Annotated in this window: 11 protein-coding genes; 6 read left to right on the forward strand and 5 right to left on the reverse strand. The window is 65.6% G+C overall.

What is annotated here, in order from left to right; all coding sequences use genetic code 11:
* The first annotated feature begins 20 nt into the window (after positions 1–20).
* From recC to recD, 3 genes are read left to right on the forward strand one after another with little or no spacing between them, the layout of a single operon-like run.
* Positions 21–3,410, forward strand: coding sequence for an exodeoxyribonuclease V subunit gamma (gene recC / locus DSC91_RS32455; protein WP_115782599.1), 3,390 nt, complete (start codon positions 21–23; stop codon positions 3,408–3,410).
* Positions 3,407–7,099, forward strand: coding sequence for an exodeoxyribonuclease V subunit beta (gene recB, locus DSC91_RS32460; protein WP_115782600.1), 3,693 nt, complete (start codon positions 3,407–3,409; stop codon positions 7,097–7,099). Before recC ends, recB begins: the two co-directional genes overlap by 4 nt.
* Positions 7,096–9,279, forward strand: a complete 2,184-nt coding sequence (gene recD / locus DSC91_RS32465) for an exodeoxyribonuclease V subunit alpha (RefSeq protein ID WP_115782601.1) — start codon at positions 7,096–7,098, stop codon at positions 9,277–9,279. Before recB ends, recD begins: the two co-directional genes overlap by 4 nt.
* Positions 9,280–9,437: 158 nt before the next feature.
* On the opposite strand, the gene DSC91_RS32470 is transcribed toward recD, so the two are convergent.
* The gene (locus DSC91_RS32470) at positions 9,438–10,079 is read right to left on the reverse strand and encodes a VC0807 family protein (protein ID WP_115782602.1); all 642 of its coding nucleotides are present in this window, start codon (positions 10,077–10,079) and stop codon (positions 9,438–9,440) included.
* 150 nt (positions 10,080–10,229) lie between these two features.
* Here DSC91_RS32470 and arfB point away from each other — a divergent pair, with 150 nt between their 5' ends.
* The gene (gene arfB / locus DSC91_RS32475; protein WP_115782603.1) at positions 10,230–10,634 is read left to right on the forward strand and encodes an alternative ribosome rescue aminoacyl-tRNA hydrolase ArfB; all 405 of its coding nucleotides are present in this window, start codon (positions 10,230–10,232) and stop codon (positions 10,632–10,634) included.
* Positions 10,635–10,751: 117 nt separating this feature from the next.
* Here arfB and DSC91_RS32480 read toward each other — a convergent pair whose 3' ends face one another.
* Complete coding sequence (locus DSC91_RS32480) at positions 10,752–12,047, reverse strand: sensor domain-containing phosphodiesterase (RefSeq protein WP_115782604.1); 1,296 nt, start codon at positions 12,045–12,047, stop codon at positions 10,752–10,754.
* Between the two features lie 563 nt (positions 12,048–12,610).
* On the opposite strand from DSC91_RS32480, the gene DSC91_RS32485 reads away from it, so the two are divergent.
* Positions 12,611–12,901, forward strand: coding sequence for a putative quinol monooxygenase (locus tag DSC91_RS32485; protein WP_115783587.1), 291 nt, complete (start codon positions 12,611–12,613; stop codon positions 12,899–12,901).
* A 209-nt stretch (positions 12,902–13,110) separates the two neighbouring features.
* On the opposite strand, the gene DSC91_RS32490 is transcribed toward DSC91_RS32485, so the two are convergent.
* The 3 genes from DSC91_RS32490 to DSC91_RS32500 form a co-directional block, all read right to left on the reverse strand.
* Positions 13,111–13,368, reverse strand: a complete 258-nt coding sequence (locus DSC91_RS32490; RefSeq protein WP_007182306.1) for a hypothetical protein — start codon at positions 13,366–13,368, stop codon at positions 13,111–13,113.
* Between the two features lie 228 nt (positions 13,369–13,596).
* The gene (locus DSC91_RS32495) at positions 13,597–13,839 is read right to left on the reverse strand and encodes a hypothetical protein (RefSeq protein WP_115782605.1); all 243 of its coding nucleotides are present in this window, start codon (positions 13,837–13,839) and stop codon (positions 13,597–13,599) included.
* A gap of 245 nt (positions 13,840–14,084) precedes the next feature.
* Positions 14,085–14,804 (reverse strand): YdcF family protein, encoded by a 720-nt coding sequence (locus DSC91_RS32500; RefSeq protein ID WP_373291815.1) that lies wholly within the window; start codon positions 14,802–14,804, stop codon positions 14,085–14,087.
* A 267-nt stretch (positions 14,805–15,071) separates the two neighbouring features.
* Here DSC91_RS32500 and DSC91_RS32505 point away from each other — a divergent pair, with 267 nt between their 5' ends.
* Positions 15,072–15,395, forward strand: coding sequence for a hypothetical protein (locus DSC91_RS32505; RefSeq protein WP_115782607.1), 324 nt, complete (start codon positions 15,072–15,074; stop codon positions 15,393–15,395).
* The last annotated feature ends 102 nt before the right edge of the window (positions 15,396–15,497 follow it).

The following is a 15,497-nucleotide window of genomic DNA, read 5'->3' on the forward strand; positions in this document are numbered from 1 at the left end:
CGCATGCCTTCCCAGGATCCATGCTCCAACTCTTCTACTCGAACCGCTACGAAACCCTTGTCGGCGCGCTGCTCGACGACCTGGCGCATGCGCCGTCCGATCCCTGGACCGCGCAGCCCGTGATCGTCCCGAGCGCGGCGGTGCGGCGCCGGCTCGAGCTCGACATCGCGGCGCGCCAGGGCATCTGCGCGAATGTCAATTTCGGTTATCTCGCGCAGTGGTTGTGGGCGCAAATCGGCGGCGTGATCGACGTGCCGAAACACTCGCCGTTCGCGCCGGACCGGCTCGTCTGGCGTTGCTACCGGCTGCTGGGAGAGGCGGATGAAGCACTGCCTTGGAATGCCTCGCCGCGTCTGCGTACGTATCTCGACGCGGCGGATGCGTCAATGCGCTACGAACTGGCGCGCCGCGTGGCCACCGTGCTCGACCACTATCTGACCTATCGCCCGGAGTGGCTGTTGCAATGGCAGAAGGGCGGTTCGATTTTCGCGAGCGGCGCCGCGGACGACAACGGTCCGCGTCTCGTCGGCGCGAGCGAAGCGGCGCGCGAGGACGAGCGTTGGCAAGCCGCACTGTGGCGTGCCGTGCTTGGCGAAGTGGCGGGCAACGCGCAAACGCCCGCGGCCGCCTTGCCGCCGGCTTATCGCTTTCTCGAGGAAATCGGCACGCTGGATCTGGAAGCCATCTCGAACGCGCAGTGGCCGGAAGCGGTCAGCGTGTTCGCACTGCCGACCATGCCGCCGCTGCATGTCGCTTTGCTGCGCGCGCTGTCGCGCTGGGTCGATGTGCGTCTGTACGTGATGAACCCGTGCCGCGAATTCTGGTTCGACGTGGTCAGTGCGGGCCGCGTCGAGGCGCTCGATGCCGCCGGCCAGCTCGACTATCAGGAAGTGGGCCATCCGCTGCTGGCCGAGTGGGGACGCCAGACCCAGGCGCAACTGCACATGCTGCATGAGCTGACCGAAAGCGCCGCATCCGGCGAGACGGGCGACTTCACCGGGAATCCGGAACCGAGCTGGCTCGCCGCCGTGCAGAACGGCATCCTCGATCTGCGCGCGGAAGTGGGAACAGGCGCGGACACCGACGAACTACCGATCGAGAACGGCATTGAAGTTCACGTGTGTCACAGCCTGTCGCGGCAGCTCGAAGTGCTGCATGACCGCCTGCTTGGCTGGTTCGACGAGTTCGACGATCTGCAGCCGTCCGACGTGCTGGTTGCCGTGTCGGATCTCGCGGCCGCCGGGCCGTTGATCGATGCGGTATTCGGCACCGCGCCGCCTGGCGATACTCGCCGCATCCCGTATCGGATCACCGGCTTGCCGCCTTCGCAGGCCAATCCGGTCGCGCGTTTACTGCTGGACTGGCTGGCCTTGCCTGAGCGCAGCGTGGGCGCACCGGATCTTATCGAATGGCTGCGGGTCGATGCGATCGCCGTGCGCTACGGGATCGACGCCAGCGCGCTCGAAGCCGCGCAGGAATGGCTCGCGGCAGCCGGTGCGCGGCGCGGGCTGGTGCCCGGCGAGCCGGCGGGCGAGCATGTACCGGTCGCGCGTCATACGTTCGCCGACGCGCTGACGCGTCTGTACCTTGGCTACGCGATGCCGGATGGCGGCGACCCGGTCGACGCCTGGTTGCCCGTTGAAGGCGCCGATGGCTCGGATGCCGAGCTGCTCGGCCGGCTGTCGCGCTTCGTCGACGATATCGATACATTCGCGCGGCGCTGCGCGGTCGAGCAGGCACCTGCCGAATGGACGCAACTGTTGCTCGAAACGCTCGCGCAGTGTTTCGACGGCGGCGTGGAATTTGCCGATTCGCTGGCGGCGGTGCGCGACGCCATCGACAAGATGGGCGACGCGATGCGTGCGGGCGCGGAAGACGTCGCGTTGCCGGCCACCGTGGTGCGCGGCGCCCTGACGGAGGCGCTCGACGACCCCGCGCGCGGCGGCGTGCCTTGGGGCAGCGTGACGTTTTCGTCGTTGACCAGCTTGCGCGGGTTGCCCTATCGCGTCGTCTGCCTGCTCGGCATGGACGACGGCGTGCTGCCGAGTCTCGCCCGCGCCGACGAATTCGACCTGATGGCCGCGTTCGGTAAGGCCGGCGACCGTCAGCGCCGCGACGACGAACGCAATCTCTTCCTCGATCTGCTGCTGGCCGCGCGCGACCGGCTGTTCATCGCCTATACGGGCCGCAGCATCCGCGACAATGCACCGTTGCCGCCGGCCGCGCTGGTCGATGAATTGCTCGACCACCTCGCGCAAGTGTCGGCGGGAGACGGGGCGAGTCCCGCGGAAATCGAAGCTGCGCGGCATGCGTTCATCATCGACCATCCGTTGCAGGCGTTCGCTGCGGATTATTTCTCGTCGCAGCGAGGCCTTTTCACGTATGACATGGATCGTGCGGAACTGGCCAGTTTGCTGGCCGCGCCGCAGCATCCGGCGGCCGCGCCGTTCTTCGATCAACCGTTGCCGGCCGAAGAGGCGGCTCCCGTTGCATTCGACGAATTCGTGCGCTTCTGGCGTCATCCGGCGCGTGCGTTGTTGCGCGACCGCCTGGGCATCGTGTTGTCGGATGCGCAGGGCGAATTGCTCGACACCGAGCCGTTCGAACTCGATTGGGCCGGTCGGGACGCTCTCGCGGAGCGGCTCCTGCCGGTGCTGCTGGATACCGATGCCGATGACGACGACAGCGTGTTCGAACGCGTGCGCCGCGTTGCCGCGGCCAGTCCCGAATTGCCGGGCGGCGCGACCGGCGCGGTATGGCGCTCGCGCGAACTCGGCGCGCTGCGCCAGCTCGCCGACAGCGTGCGCCGCGAAGTCGCGTCGGGTGTCGAGCGTCTGCCGTTCGTGCTCGATATCGCGCCGCGCTGGCCCGATCGTGCCGATATCGCCGATGCGCTCTTCGGCGCCCACGACGAAGCGCTTCGTAAAGCGGCCGAAGCCCCCCTGCAACTGCATGGCACACTGAATTTGCTGACCGAAACCGGACAAGTGATTTTCCGCTACGCCAAGCCTACTGCGCGCGACTATCTGTCGGCGTGGCTTGCTCATCTGGTGTATTGCGCGGCGCTGCCGGACGGCCCACGCCGTACGGTTTGGCATGGCAGCGGCGAGAGCTTCGAGCTCACACCCGTCGCCGCGCCGCTCAATGAACTGGCGCCGCTTGCCGCGTTGTTCAGAGCAGGGCGCATGCTGCCGCTGCGCTTTTTCCCGAAGAGCGCATGGGTGAAGGTCAGCGAGAGCGATTCCGCGGCGCAGGGCGTGTGGATCAATGATCGCGTGCGTGGCGAATCCGACGACCCGGCCTTGCGCATCGCGCTGCGCGGCACCCCGCTGACACTTGACGAACCGTTCGGCAGTCTTGCCGCGATCGTATTCAAACCGCTCGTGCAGCATCTGCGGAGCGCATCATGAGCGGCGCCGTTCACCAACACGCGCTGGTTGCGGAAGAACTCGACGTCTTCGCCTGTTCGCTCGACGGCGTCAATCAGATCGAGGCGTCGGCGGGAACCGGCAAGACCTGGAACATCTGCGCGCTGTATGTGCGGCTGCTGCTCGAAAAGAACCTGAACGCCGATCAGATTCTTGTCGTGACCTTCACCAAGGCGGCGACCGCGGAGTTGCACGAGCGGATTCGCGGGCGGCTCGCGGAACTGGACCGGGCTATCGATACGGCCGACGTCGGCGGCGATCCGTTCATCCAGCGTCTCTTTGAAACCACCCTTGCGCCGGAGCGCGGCATCGATCGTGAGACCGCGTTGAAAGTCGTACGCCGCGCGCTGCGCACCTTCGACCAGGCCGCGATTCACACCATTCACGCGTTCTGTCAGCGTGCGTTGCAGGAGGCGCCGTTCGCCGCGGCCATGCCGTTCGCGTTTGAAATGGAAGCCGACGACGCGGCCTTGCGTTTCGAACTGGCGGCCGATTTCTGGCGCGAGCAGGTGGAACCGGTGGCGTACGCGCATCCCGCTTTCGCCGCATGGCTGGTGGCCAGACGCGCGGGTCCGGCGTCGCTCGATGAACAACTCGCACGGCGCTTGAAGAAGCCGTTGGCGCAGTTGCGCTGGGGCGAGGTCGATGCAGGTGGCGGTGGCGCCGATCCGCAAGCCGATTTCGATGCTGCCCGCGCAGTGTGGCAGTCGGAGCGCGACGCGATCGTGAGTCTGCTTGGAGAAGCGCAAGACCGTCTGAGCAAGACCTCGCACAAGCCTGACCTCGTCAGCGCCGCGATCGCCGCGTGGACCGAATACTTCGCTCAAGGCGATTGCCATGCGCCGCCGCCAAAGGCGGCCTTGAAACTGACGGCTTCGGCGTTGAAGAAGGCCACCAAGGTCAAGTTCGAGCCGCCCGAGCATCCGTTCTTCGAGCACGCCGAAGCGCTGGCCGCAGCCGTGGTCGCGGCCGAAGCCGCACAACGCGCGCGCTGGCTCTCGCTCGTGGAAAGCTGGCTCGACTACGCGCCCGCCGAACTGATCGCGCGCAAGCGCACGCGCAGGGTGGTGTCGTTCGACGACCTGCTGTCCAATCTGTATCGTGCGCTCGCGGCCAACCCCTGGCTTGCCGATGCCTTGCGCACCCGGTATCCGGCCGCGCTGATCGACGAGTTTCAGGATACCGATCCGCTGCAGTTCGCGATCTTCAGCCGTATCTTCGCGCCGGCCGGTCCGCTGTTTCTGGTCGGCGATCCGAAGCAGGCGATCTACAGTTTCCGCGCGGCGGATCTGCATACCTATCTGGCGGCGCGCGCGGCGGCTTCAGCGTGCTACACGCTTGCCGTCAATCAACGTTCGACCGCGCCGATCGTCGAGGCCTGCAACCGGCTGTTCGAAGCCAATCCCCAGGCGTTCGTGCTCGACGGTCTCGACTATCAGCCGGTGCGGGCCGGCGAGCGGCGTCGTCCGCCGTTCTCCGAGCCCGATGCGAAGGCGGGCGATTTCCGCATCTGGACCTTGCCGCAAGGCGACGCCGCGTTGACCAAACGCGATGCGCAACGCGCGGCGAGCGAAGCCTGCGCCGCCGAGATCGTGCGGCTCCTGCGCGGCGCGCGCGAGGGAGCGGTGACGATCGGCGACGCACCGCTCGCACCGGGCAATATCGCGGTGCTCGTGCAGACGCATAAGCAGGGCAGTCTGATCAAGCGTGTGCTGGCGTCGTGGGGCGTCGGCAGCGTGGAGCTGGCGCAGGCCTCGGTGTTCGCGACGCTCGACGCCGAGCAGATCGAACGCGTGCTGGCCGCGGTCGACACGCCGGGCGACCTGCGCCGTTTGCGCGCCGCGCTCGCCACCGATTGGCTCGGCCTCGACGCCGCCGCGCTGTGGCGACTCGAGCAGGTTGCCGACGCTCCGGCAGTGCCCGACGATCCCGCGCATGCCGCGGACGCGATGGGGTGGGTCGAACGTTTCTCGCGCTATCGCACGCTATGGCACGAGCGCGGCTTCGCCTTGATGTGGCGCACGCTGATGCGCGAGCTGCGCGTCGCGCAGCGGTTGGTGGCCGGACCGGACGGCGAGCGTCGTCTGACGAACGTGAATCATCTGGCCGAACTTGTGCAGGCGCGTGCCGCCACGCAGCCCGGCATCGCGCCGACGTTGCGCTGGCTCGCCGCGCAACGCACGCAAGGTGGCGGCGAAGACGCGCAATTGCGGCTCGAGTCGGATCGCAACCTCGTGCAGATCGTCACCGTCCACAAATCGAAAGGGCTGGAATATGCGGTCGTGTTCTGTCCGTTCCTGAACGACGGCGCGCTGCGCGAGCCGCCGTCCTCCGGCTTGCCTGATGCGCGCGAGTATCACGACGAAGCGGGCGGTGCGGTGCTGCACTACGGTTGCGATGACGACGAGGCTGAACGCGCGTCGCGTTACGCGGCGCGCGAACAGGCGGCGGAACGGGCGCGGCTCGTCTATGTGGCGTTGACGCGGGCGGTGTACCGCTGCTATCTGGTCGCCGGTACGTATCTATCGTCGCGCTCCACCCGGGAATCGCGCCGCAGCGTGCTGAACTGGCTGGTAGGAGGCAGCGGTTACAGCTTCGACGATTGGCTTGCCGACCCACCCGACGAGGCAGCTTTGTCATTGTCGTGGCAGGCGCTGGCAGGCGGACCGATCACGTTGCAGGCGTTGCCAAAAGTGGAGCGCCGGGTACCGTTGGAAAGCCTTCAGGACCGCGGTGCGCGAATGCAGGCGCGCGCCAATCGGCGGCCGTTGCGCGACCAGTGGCGCATGGCGAGCTTCAGCGGCTTGATCGCCGCCCGCAGCAAAGCCGAGGAGGCGCCTACGCCGGCGGAAGAGGTGCGGCCCGATCACGACGAGATTGCCGATGCGCTCGCGCCGACGCCGTTGCCGGTGCCGCAAACGCCGTCGTATGCGGAGGACGACATTCTCGCGTTTCCGCGCGGCGCGGCGGCGGGCGACTGTCTGCACCGCATGTTCGAACTTGCGGATTTCACCGATCCGCATACATGGCCGGATGCCATCCGGGGCGCGTTGCGCGAGCGCCCGGCGCCGGCCGCGCCTGAGCTCGCGGCACGCTTGCCCGCCATGATGCATAACCTGATCGCCGACGTGGTGAGCACCGAGCTCGTGCCCGGCATGGCGCTCGGCAGCTTGAATCCGCGGCGGCGCCTGAACGAGCTTGAGTTTCTGTTTGCCGCGCCTTCGCTCGATTTTCCGGCGTTGCGCGAGCTGCTGATCGAACACGGCTATCCCGACGTTGCGCTGGAGCCCGGCGTGTTGCGCGGTTTCGTCAAAGGATTTATCGACATGATCGTCGAGCACGACGGCCGTTTCTGGATCGTCGACTGGAAGTCGAATCATCTGGGCGACACCGCCGCCGACTACGCCGCGAGACCGCTCGAAGCGGCCATGGCGATCCACGCATATCACCTGCAGGCGCTGCTTTATACCGTGGCGCTGCATCGCTATCTGAAAACCCGGGTGCGCGACTATGCGTATGACACGCACATCGGCGGCTATCTCTATCTGTTCGTGCGCGGCGTTCGTCCGCAGTGGCGGGACGCCGATGGAGCGGCCGGCGTGCACATGCGGCGGCCCGCCTTCGAACTGGTCGCGTTGCTCGATGCGGCGATGATCGGAGGTGTCGCATGAGCACGTTCGAGCGGATCTCTTCCTTGCCGCCGGAGCTCGACGATATCGGGGTGAATTTACCCGCGCCGGCCGATTTCAGCACCGCGCTTGCCGAAGGATTCGCGCGCCGCATCGGCATGCTGGCGCGGCGTGGCGGCGCGCCGGGCGAGGCGGTGAAGTGGGCGGCGCGGGCTGCCTTCGCCGCGAGCCGCGCGACCGCCGAAGGGCACGTGTGCCTGCCGCTTGCCGTACTGGCGCGACGCTTCGATGCGTCGAGCGCGGAAGTGCGGGCGGCGCTGTTCGCAAGCGGCATGGCCAGCGACGGGTCGCCGAGCGCGGCGGCGTTGCGGCCGCTGGTGGTCGACGGGCAAGGGCGACTTTATCTGGCGCGCTACTACGACTACGAACGGCGTCTCGCACGCTCGCTGGTTGCGCACGCAGGCGGGGGGCAGGTGGAAGGTGTGAGGGCTCGTGAGCATGCGCGGGCTGCGGCGGATGTCGACGCTCGTGCGAGTGCGAGTTCCGGCGCAAGTGGCACGCCAGATACACAGACAGCTGCCGGTGAAAGTGGCAACGCCAACACCCGTGTGGCTTCACGCGCGGGTCAAAATGCAGGTGCCGGCGCAGATGCAGGCGCAAACGCGGACGCGACTGCCCAAACGCTGCACGAGCGTCTGTTGCGCTACTTCGGCCCGCCGCAGGACGACGAGGTCGACTGGCAACGTGTCGCGGCGGTCATGGCGCTGTCTGGCCGCCTGACCATCGTCAGCGGCGGCCCGGGTACCGGCAAGACGACTACGGTGGTCGGTGTGCTTGCCTGTTTGCTGGACGCGCGGGCCGATCTGCTAATTGCACTGGCGGCGCCTACCGGCAAAGCCGCGCAGCGCATGCAGGAGGCCTTGCTCGCCCGTGCCGGCGATCTGCCGCCGGAGCTCGCCGCGCGCCTGCCGCAGACGTCTTACACCTTGCACCGGCTGCTCGGGTCCGGGCCGGGCGGGCGCTTCCGGCATCATCGCGACAATCCGCTGCCTTATGACGTCGTCGTGATCGACGAGGCGTCGATGATCGACGTGGCGATGGCAGCGCGTCTGCTCGATGCCATCGCACCGCAGACGCGTCTGGTGATGCTGGGTGACAAGGATCAGCTCGCGGCCGTCGAGGCGGGTGCGGTGTTCGCCGAACTCAGCGCGCGACCTGCTTTCACGCAGAATGGACTGCAGGGGATCGCCGAGGCGCTTGGCATTGACGCGGCGCGGTTGTCGCAAGCATTGCCCGGCGTGTCGAGCGGCTTCGACGAAGGCCCCGACGATCTTTTCGCAGATACGGGTTCGTCGGACGATTCGGATACGCCGCCTTTCCCTTCGCCGGCTCAAAACCCGCTCGCGGACTGCGTCGTCTGGCTCGAGCGTAACTATCGATTCGGTCTCGAATCGCCCATCGGGCGTTTGTCGCTCGCGATTCGCAACGGCGCGGCCGGCGCGGCGCTCGACGTCCTGCGCATCGATCCCGCCGAACCGTGCGCGGCGGCGCTGTACGAAGATGCGCATGCGACGCTTGCCGATCGCACCGTCGCGCGGCTTGCCGCAGGTTTTGCAGCGTATGCTGATGCGCTTGCCGAAGCGCTGGCCGCCGATACGCCGGACCCGCTCCCTCTCTTCGACGCACTGAACCGTTTTCGAATTCTGTGCGCGACCCGTGCGGGGCCGCGCGGCGTCGATCAGGTGAATGCCGCGATGGCCGCGCAGGTGCGGCGTTCGGCGGGTGTGACGCTGGCCGTCGGTGCGCAGTGGTTCGCCGGGCGCCCCGTCATGGTCACGCGCAACGATTACGCGCTCGGTCTGTTCAACGGCGACATCGGCATTGCGCTGCCGGGGGCGGGCGGTGCGTTGCGTGTGTATTTCCGTAGCGGCGACGGCGGTCTGCGTGCCGTATCGCCCGCGGCACTGCCGCCGCACGACACGGCATTCGCGCTCACGGTTCATAAGTCGCAAGGCTCGGAGTTCCAGCATGCGGTGCTGATGTTGCCGTCGGTGTTCAGCCGGGTGTTGTCGCGCGAGCTCGTGTACACGGCAATTACCCGTGCGCGCGAGCGAGTGGACGTGATTGGCGCACGCGCGGTGCTGGCGCAGGCCATCGCCACGCCGACACAGCGTGACTCGGGCCTGGCCGCGCGAATCGCGGAGGTGTGGCGCCTCGTCTAGCAGGGGGCGTGGGCAACGTGGGTTTGTTCGTGGGTTCAACGAGGCGTTTGGGCAATTCGGACAGTCCGGGTGGCGCAAGCAGGCGAGGCGACTCAGGGAGATTGAACAGCCGGGCCGCTGGGCATCAAGGCAGCCGAATAGCCGAATAGCCCGGCCCCTCAGCTCGCGATCCCGCCCGGCTGCGCGCGCGCCTCGACCCGGCTGGGCATGGTCTTGCGATACCACAGCGTCCACAACGTCAAGGCGCCGTAAATGCCGTAGCCGATGAACGGCGAGACCACCAGAAAGCGTTCGATCGGCCAGGTGAGCGCCATCCAGGCGCGCAGCGCCGTTTCGCCGGTCAGGCCGACGCCCCAAACGAGCGTCATGAGCCGCATTGCAGTGACGAGGGCCGGCCGCTCGCGCCACAACGCTTCGAAGCGCTCGGCGCCGCCTTCCATTTCACGGGCGACGGTGGCGCGCGCAAGATAGAAGATCAACGGACGGCGCATCGGCAGCGACAGCAGAAACACCACGCCCACCGCGCCGGACACCAGCGATTCGCGCAGCAACAACATGCGCGGACTGCCGCCCAGCGCCATCGCCGCGACCGACAGCACGATGCCCGCCACGACCATCACGCTGAGCGCGTCGACGCGTCGAAAGCGCACCAGTTCGATCAGGCTCCAGATGATCGGCGGTACGGCGGACGCGATCAGCGCGCCGGTCTCGCCCAGGTGCGGCAGCGTGAAACGGTAAGCAAGCCACGGCAGCAGAAAATTGACGGCCAGTTCCAGTACAAAACCCGGACGGAGTTTCATATTAATTTACGCTGTAAGCGAAAACCGCAGTATCGGTGAACCGGGCGTGCCGATGCAAATAGTTTTTCGCATCGGCGGCCGTGGCCGATAGTCCGTAGTCGGTAATCGGTTGCGCCCTGTGTACACTTGCGTCTCTAACTCAATCCCGTCATGACATCCCGTTATCCGATCCCGCCGAACGAAATCGAATTGACCGCAGTCCGCGCGCAAGGAGCGGGCGGCCAGAACGTCAACAAGGTTTCGAGCGCCATCCATCTGCGTTTCGACGTGCAGGCGTCGTCGCTGCCGGAGGTGCTGAAGATGCGCCTGCTCGCGCTGTCCGATCACCGGCTCACGCGCGACGGCGTGGTGATCATCAAGGCGCAGGAGCATCGCACTCAGGAGATGAACCGCGCGGCGGCGCTGGCGCGGCTCGACGAACTGATCGAAAGCGTCAGCGTGACGCGCAAGCCACGCGTCGCCACCCGGCCGACGCGTGCTTCGAATCGGCGTCGCCTCGACAGCAAGGCCCGGCGCAGCGAGATCAAATCCGGCCGTGGGCGGGTAGAGGACTAAGAGCTGATCCGGGACGGGACGCCGACACCCGGAAGGGCGATCAGAACGCCCCCGAAGGCGCTTTAGACGGCACCCGGGGAGTCTCGCCATAGAACCACCGGCAAGAGCCAGTCAGGTTCAGCGCTTGCCCCCGCGTCCACCAGAACGCGTATCGGCCGGGGACGTCGTCGGTACAAAGTCGACGCAAAGCACATGCATGCCGTCGCGGTCGAATGCGATTGCCGCGGTATAGCAGTCCTGGCCGTCCGCGAGCGAGTAGTGCGGCCCCATCATGGCGACGCGCCCCGGCGCGGCGAGCGCATGCTTGAAGTACGCGCGCCGCGACCAGTTGCTGCGCGTATCCGTGTAGAGCGGCGCGAGCCGCAGCGGAGGTGGCGGCACCGAGGCAGCGGTGACCGACGCCTGGGTCTGTTCGCCTTGACCGTCGGTGACGAACACGCGGCGGGCTTCGGGCAGATGCCACATCTTTTGCGCCGCCTGCCGCAGGTCGCCGGTGGCCTTGAAGGTGTCGGCCGCGGCGAGCACGGCCTCGGCGAATCCTTCGAAACCAAGCCGCTGATGGCCGGCATGAGCGCGCTCATAGGCGGCGAACTTGCTCCACATCGACTCGATCAGCGCCGGTACCCTGGCGCACGCGGCCTGCACCGAACCCTTCGGCTGGCCGAGCCAGAAACCCTGCACGAAATCGACGTCGGCCTGCATCAGAATCATCAGCTCTTCGTCGGTTTCGACGCCTTCGGCCAGCACCAGCGTACCGGACTGATGGAGCATTGCGATCAGGTGGCTGATCAGCGAATCGTCGCCCTCGCGCTTGCCCGCCCGCGCGACCAGCGAGCGGTCGAGTTTCACGATGTCGGGGCGAAAGCGCCACACACGGTCGAAGTTCGAAAAACCGGTGCCGAAGTCGTCGATCGCAATCAGGAAGTCGCGTGGCTGCGACGCCGCGAGCATGCTGGCGACCGCGGATTCATCGTCGGCGGGCTGTTCGAGTACTTCGATGACGATGCGCTCCTGCGGCAGGCCGAAGTGCGCCGAGAGTTCATCGATGAAGGTGCGCTGCGGCCAGCCGGTTTCGAACACCTGTGGACGCGTATTCAGAAACAGCCAGCCGGTGCTGATGCCCTGTTCCATGAAATTCGCGACATGCAGGCAGCGTGCGATGCGGTCGAGTTCGCGGGCGTCCGCGGCCGAACGCGTGCCGGAGAAAAGCACTTCCGGCGATACCGGCAAGCCGACCGGATCGAACGCGCGCAGCAAGCCCTCATAGCCGACCACTCGCTGATGCGTGACGGACAGCACCGGCTGGAACACGCTGTGCAGGGTCAGCGCGCGCCATGTCGCGGTCCAGCCGGACTCGTCCCGGACCAGATGCGGGAGCAGGCCGCTAAGGGTTAATTCGCGGACGGTCGGCATAAGAGCGGGCATGAGTGCGGGCATGGTGACATCGCGGCAAGCTGGTGACGGGGCGCGCAAACAGATCTGGCACGCAACGGATGCACAGCCCAGGCGCCGGCAGGGTAAGGCAAGTACAGCCCGGGAACGCGGAGAGCAAAGCCAGCCATGCTGGACTCCGGCGGGATTAGTCAAAACCAGTCTAGCAGTTCGAGGTTCGCATGAATGTGCGGGTTATCACAGACGCGGAACATGGCCGGGCGCCCGGCAAACCAGCCTTGGCGCGGTTGCCGGCGCTGGCGTCGCGGGCGTTTCGTGTGAGCTTCGCACTCGCTTGCCGCGCGCGAAATCGATCGTTTTAAACGAAATCGATCGTGCGTATGAAGCCGAGGGTAGCAGGGCGGTGAGTGGCCGCCCGCCAAACTCCAGGCAAGGACGGTGCTCAGACGTTTCGCGCCGGCCGAAGGCTTCGCGCGAGGCTGATCCAGCCGTGGCCGCGGGAGCCCGCGGGCGGGCATGAGCGCCTGCAGGTTTGGCGGGCGGCGGGTATGCTGCTGCTTTTCCTGAACAAACGGAGTACAGGCATGGCGGAAATCGCAGTGGTCGCAATCTCGGTGGCGAAGCCGGGTTATGAAGAACAACTGCGCGAAGCGCTCGAAGGCATCGTCAGGCCGACGCGCAAAGAGCTGGGTGCGCTTCAATACGATCTGCATCGTGACGTGCAGGAGCCGCGCCGGTTCGTGTTTGTCGAGCGTTGGGAAAGCCAGGAAGCGCTGGCGGCGCATGCAAAATCCGCGCACATCGCGGCCTATAAGAAGGCGGTGGCGGATTGGGTCGAGCACGCGGAAATTCGCGTCGTGTCGAAGATCGCGTAAGCGTTTAAGGGACGGACGACGGGGGGCGTACCGCGGGGGCGAACTACGGGATCGAACTACGAGGTCGAACTGCGAGGTCGAACTGCGAGGTCGAACTGCGAGGTCGTGCTTCGGCGAGCGAACTCCGAAGCACGACCTCCGAAGCCCGAACAACGGCGAGTGAGGCGCGCGGCCTGATCCGGCCTGCGCGGCTCACTCGCCGTTTATCTTTAGTGCGTGGCTTGGGGGACGTCGAGGATCAGGATGATCGTCCAGTCGGCATCGCCGTCGTGGTGATACTGGCGTTCCGCAACGATGAACGGTTGCTGCTTGCCGTCCGGGCCGAGAAACAGCACGTCGCCTTCCATCGGCAGGCACTCGACGGGCGGCAGCGCGAGGAACGCTTCCTGACCGCCGCGCGGCATCAGTTTTTCGATTTTGCGAGATGCTGCTTCAGTCCATTCGATATCTAGCTGGATGTTGCTCATGCTGTCCTCCGCACCAAGGTGCGCACAGGTTAGGGGGATTCCGGCCGGGCGACGGTCGCCGGGCGCCGGTTGGTGCGCGACTTTAGCATAACGTTAGCCGGGCGCAACGCGCCTGCAGCGAGTCCATTAGACAACAAAAAAGAGACAACAAAAAAGCCGAAGCCTGCGGTGCCGGCTTCGGCCTTTTACGTTCGCGGCGAGGCCGCGGGTGATGCGGTCAAACCGGGCTCACGAACTGGCGGCTTCGGCCTTGGCGGCTTTCTTGTGATGGTGCGGGGCCATCTTGTGATGTTTCTCCGGCATAGGCGCGCTTTCCATTGCTTGCTGGCGATTTTGCAATTCTTGCGCGCGCTGCTCGACGTCGGCGGCCTTGGCCGGATCGGTGCTCATCATGACGCCGTTGTCCTGCGCATAGGCCGCGCCTGTCACGGCACTGAGGGAAACCAGGATCGCCAGGGACACTTTCTTCATTGTTACCTCCGTAGAGTGGTAATGGACCCGAGTATTTGCCTGTCCAATCGGAAAGACAATGCATTCTAGCCAGCAATATCCGCTCCAGCGGACGTTTTGTAACGGCAATGACAATTAGTTACATCTTGTTACCTTCAATCCGCCGTTGCCGTCGATGACGATTTCGCGTCAAGCTCGATAACGCGTTGCCGACGCAAAGAATATTCGCATCGCTAAGTAAATTACTTCGTTGCCGCGAGTGAGATTCAGAACCATCCGATTGCACGATAGACGTGAAATTGCGCGATTCCAATCAGTTCGTGCAGCGCAGTCTCCGCGTTCACCAGATTGTCATAGCGCGGCAGTACACCGGGATCTACGCGCAGCGCGCTCGAAATCAACGGTTGCGGCGCGAGGCCGAAATGATGGAAGTCGAGCAACGCGCGCGGCATCTGATAGGCGGAGGTGACGAGTATCAGGGAATCGTAACGTGACTGCTCGAGAATCGCCGAGACGTTGCGGGCGTTTTCGTACGTCGTGCGGCTGCGGTTTTCCAGCACGATGTCCGCACGCGGCACCTGTTTGCGCAGCAGGTAGGGCAGATAGGTATCCGCTTCGGTTGCGCTATGCCGCTGCGGATTGCCGCCGCTCACGATGATCTGACACGTGGCGGCGGTACGCTTGCAGGCCGCGTAGTTTTCGGCGCTCACCGCGATGCGCGCGAGTACGTCGCGCGGTGGCACGAGCACGTCGTCATCGTCGTAAATGGTGCCGCCGCCGAGCATGATGATCGCGGTACGTGGTGCAAAGCGGGCGGGCGTGTCGGTTTGCCGACGCGGCTGCGCCAATTCCAGCAATGGAGCCGTGAGCCAGCCGGCGGCGAGCAGCCAGAACAGGGCGATCGCGCCCATGACGAGAGGCCGGCGGGCGCGTTTCCATAGCACGATTGCTGCAAAAAAAAGCGCTAATAAAGTGAATAGAATCAATTTAAATGGGGTAACGTATGACTTTCGGGACAAATCTACGGGCTTGCTATCGCGCCGCAGCGGTTGCATCGTCGGCCCATAGACAGAACGCTAACATGGCGTTCGGACGGGGGTTCCGAAAATGAGACCAAGGCAGCACCTGGCGGAATTCGACCGCATGACAGCGATCATGCTTCCAGCCAAGGGCGGGTGCTATGCGCGTTACTGGTGGCGCGGTGACGTGTTGGGCATAGATGTGTCATAGCTGCACTTTAAGAAAGAAGTGAGATGACCACGTATTCCAACGAAGCAGTACTTGAAGCGCTGCGGCGGGCGCAATATCGCCAGGTCCCGTGGGCCAGACGGCCGGGTGTCTTCCAATATCTTCGCGCGCTAGGCCTGATGGACACTGTTCGGCAGCGCACTGTCGCGCCGGCACCGGGTTTTCACGCGCCGGTCGATATTGCGGTGCTCACCGACAGGGGCAGGGCCGAGTTCGCGAGGCTTGCGCACGACGAACGCCTGTTGAGCTGGACCGCACAGCGAATGAACGACTATGTCGTCGCGACAGCCGAAACGCGGCCTACTGCCGCTCTCGAAGCCCGGTCCTAGTGGCGGCGGGCGGGCTGGCGCTGTTTTCCCGGCCGCTCCAGCGGCAGGCGGTGGTTTTATTGCTCCCGCTTTATTGCTCAGCTGATGCGCCTGCCGCAGTGC

Source organism: Paraburkholderia caffeinilytica, assembly GCF_003368325.1.
Classification (GTDB): domain Bacteria; phylum Pseudomonadota; class Gammaproteobacteria; order Burkholderiales; family Burkholderiaceae; genus Paraburkholderia; species Paraburkholderia caffeinilytica.

Bases quoted from the DNA above. Each gene is read 5' to 3' on its own strand.
- recC (WP_115782599.1), top strand. From the start codon at position 21: ATGCTCCAACTCTTCTACTCGAACCGCTACGAAACCCTTGTCGGCGCG.
- recB (WP_115782600.1), top strand. From the start codon at position 3,407: ATGAGCGGCGCCGTTCACCAACACGCGCTGGTTGCGGAAGAACTCGAC.
- recD (WP_115782601.1), top strand. From the start codon at position 7,096: ATGAGCACGTTCGAGCGGATCTCTTCCTTGCCGCCGGAGCTCGACGAT.
- DSC91_RS32470 (WP_115782602.1), bottom strand. From the start codon at position 10,079: ATGAAACTCCGTCCGGGTTTTGTACTGGAACTGGCCGTCAATTTTCTG.
- arfB (WP_115782603.1), top strand. From the start codon at position 10,230: ATGACATCCCGTTATCCGATCCCGCCGAACGAAATCGAATTGACCGCA.
- DSC91_RS32480 (WP_115782604.1), bottom strand. From the start codon at position 12,047: ATGCCGACCGTCCGCGAATTAACCCTTAGCGGCCTGCTCCCGCATCTG.
- DSC91_RS32485 (WP_115783587.1), top strand. From the start codon at position 12,611: ATGGCGGAAATCGCAGTGGTCGCAATCTCGGTGGCGAAGCCGGGTTAT.
- DSC91_RS32490 (WP_007182306.1), bottom strand. From the start codon at position 13,368: ATGAGCAACATCCAGCTAGATATCGAATGGACTGAAGCAGCATCTCGC.
- DSC91_RS32495 (WP_115782605.1), bottom strand. From the start codon at position 13,839: ATGAAGAAAGTGTCCCTGGCGATCCTGGTTTCCCTCAGTGCCGTGACA.
- DSC91_RS32505 (WP_115782607.1), top strand. From the start codon at position 15,072: ATGACCACGTATTCCAACGAAGCAGTACTTGAAGCGCTGCGGCGGGCG.